Source organism: Noviherbaspirillum aerium, assembly GCF_008929045.1.
In the GTDB taxonomy this organism is placed as follows: Bacteria; Pseudomonadota; Gammaproteobacteria; order Burkholderiales; family Burkholderiaceae_D; genus Noviherbaspirillum; species Noviherbaspirillum aerium.
On sequence record NZ_VFAH01000065.1, the window covers coordinates 1 to 2018 of the forward strand.

Genomic DNA, 2018 nt, shown 5'->3' on the forward strand with positions numbered 1-2018 from the left:
GCGGTCGGCACCTACATGGACACGCTGCTGTCGGGCCTGTACTGGACCCTGGCCACCGCCTTGCTGGCCTGGATCATGGCCCTGATCCTCGGCGCCATCATCGGCACCCTGCGCACCCTGCCCAACCGCTGGGTCGTGCGCCTGGCCAATGCCTACGTCGAACTGTTCCGCAACATCCCGCTGCTGGTCCAGATGTTCCTCTGGTTCTTCGTCATGCCCGAACTGGTCCCCACCGCCATCGGCGACTGGCTCAAGCAGCTGCCCAACGCCCCCTTCATCACCGCCGTGCTGTCGCTGGGCTTCTTCACTTCCGCCCGCGTCGCCGTGCAGGTCTCCGCCGGCATCGGCTCGCTCTCGCGCGGCCAGAAAATGGCCGGCACCGCCCTCGGCCTGACCCTCGGCCAGACCTACCGCTATGTGCTGCTGCCCATGGCCTTTCGCATCATCATCCCGCCGCTCACCAGCGAGTTCCTCAACGTCATCAAGAACAGCGCCGTGGCGCTCACCATCGGCCTCATGGAGCTGACCGCCCGCGCCCGCTCCATGCAGGAGTTCTCGTTCCAGGTGTTCGAGGCCTTCACCGCCGCCACCATCATCTACGTGCTGGTCAACGTGGTCGTGGTCAACCTGATGCGCTTCATCGAGCGCCGCGTGGCCGTGCCCGGCTTCATCTCCGGCGGAGGCAAATGATGAACAACTTCGATTTCGACGTCATCGAGCGTTCCTGGGTCTACCTGTTCCAGACCGGCATGGCCTTCACCCTGGAGCTGACCGGCCTGGCCATGGTCGGCGGCATCGTCCTCGGCACCCTGCTGGCGATGATGCGCCTGTCTTCCAACAAGATCATCTCCACGGTGGCCACCACCTATGTCAACCTGATCCGCTCGATTCCGCTGGTGCTGGTGATCTTCTGGTTCTACTTCCTGGTGCCCTATATCGGCGCCTGGATCATCGGCTCGAACCAGCCGGTGCAGGTGGGCGCCTTCACTTCGTCGCTGATCACCTTCATCCTGTTCGAGGCGGCCTACTACTGCGAGATCATGCGCGCCGGCATCCAGTCGATTCCGCGCGGCCAGGTCTGGGCCGGCCAGGCGCTGGGCATGAACTACTGGCAGACCATGGGCAACATCGTGCTGCCGCAGGCGTTCCGCAACATGATCCCGGTGCTGCTCACGCAGACCATCGTGCTGTTCCAGGACGTGTCGCTGGTGTATGTGCTGTCGATCACGGACTTTGTCGGCGCCGCCTCCAAGGTGGCCCAGCGCGACGGCCGCCTGGTGGAGATGTACCTGTTCGTGGCGCTGGTGTATTTCATCATCTGCTTTGGCCTGTCGCTGCTGGTCAAGCGGCTGCAGCAGAAGGTGGCGATCATTCGCTGATGCATGGCGTGCTGCCTGGGCAAGGCCTGGCACCGCAGTTTGAATACCGGATCGAGGAGAAAACATGATTGAAATGAAAGACGTCAGCAAGTGGTACGGCAGTTTCCAGGTGCTGACCGACTGCACCACGCGGGTGGCCAAGGGCGAGGTGGTGGTGGTGTGCGGGCCGTCGGGCTCGGGCAAGTCGACGCTGATCAAGACGGTCAACGGACTGGAGCCGTTCCAGAAGGGGCAGATCCTGGTGGACGGCATTTCGGTGGGCGATCCGAAGACCAACCTGTCGAAGCTGAGGGCGAGGATCGGCATGGTGTTCCAGAACTTCGAGCTGTTTCCGCACCTGTCGATCCGGCAGAACCTGACGATCGGGCAGGTAAAGGTGCTGGGCAGGAGCGAGGAGGAAGCCACCGAGAAGGGGCTGAAGTATCTTGACCGGGTGGGCCTGCTGGCGCAGAAGGACAAGTTTCCCGGGCAGCTGTCGGGTGGCCAGCAGCAGCGGGTGGCGATTGCGCGGGCCCTGTCGATGGACCCGATCGCGATGCTGTTCGACGAGCCGACCTCGGCGCTGGATCCGGAAATGATCAATGAAGTGCTGGACGTGATGGTGGGGCTGGCGCAGGACGGCATGACGATGATGGTGGT

3 protein-coding genes are annotated in these 2018 nt (G+C 63.2%); all 3 read left to right on the forward strand.

Annotated elements, in window-relative coordinates:
- Positions 1-15: 15 nt before the first annotated feature.
- Positions 16-690 (forward strand): amino acid ABC transporter permease, encoded by a 675-nt coding sequence (locus FH061_RS30060; protein ID WP_225984987.1) that lies wholly within the window; start codon positions 16-18, stop codon positions 688-690.
- Complete coding sequence (locus FH061_RS30065) at positions 687-1379, forward strand: amino acid ABC transporter permease (protein ID WP_151639490.1); 693 nt, start codon at positions 687-689, stop codon at positions 1377-1379. Before FH061_RS30060 ends, FH061_RS30065 begins: the two co-directional genes overlap by 4 nt.
- 64 nt (positions 1380-1443) lie before the next feature.
- Positions 1444-2018, forward strand: a 575-nt coding sequence (locus FH061_RS30070) for an amino acid ABC transporter ATP-binding protein (protein ID WP_151639491.1), incomplete at its 3' end; no start/stop codon positions are given.

Coding starts and splice junctions, on each gene's coding strand:
- FH061_RS30060 (WP_225984987.1), top strand. CDS start 16: ATGGACACGCTGCTGTCGGGCCTGTACTGGACCCTGGCCACCGCCTTG.
- FH061_RS30065 (WP_151639490.1), top strand. CDS start 687: ATGATGAACAACTTCGATTTCGACGTCATCGAGCGTTCCTGGGTCTAC.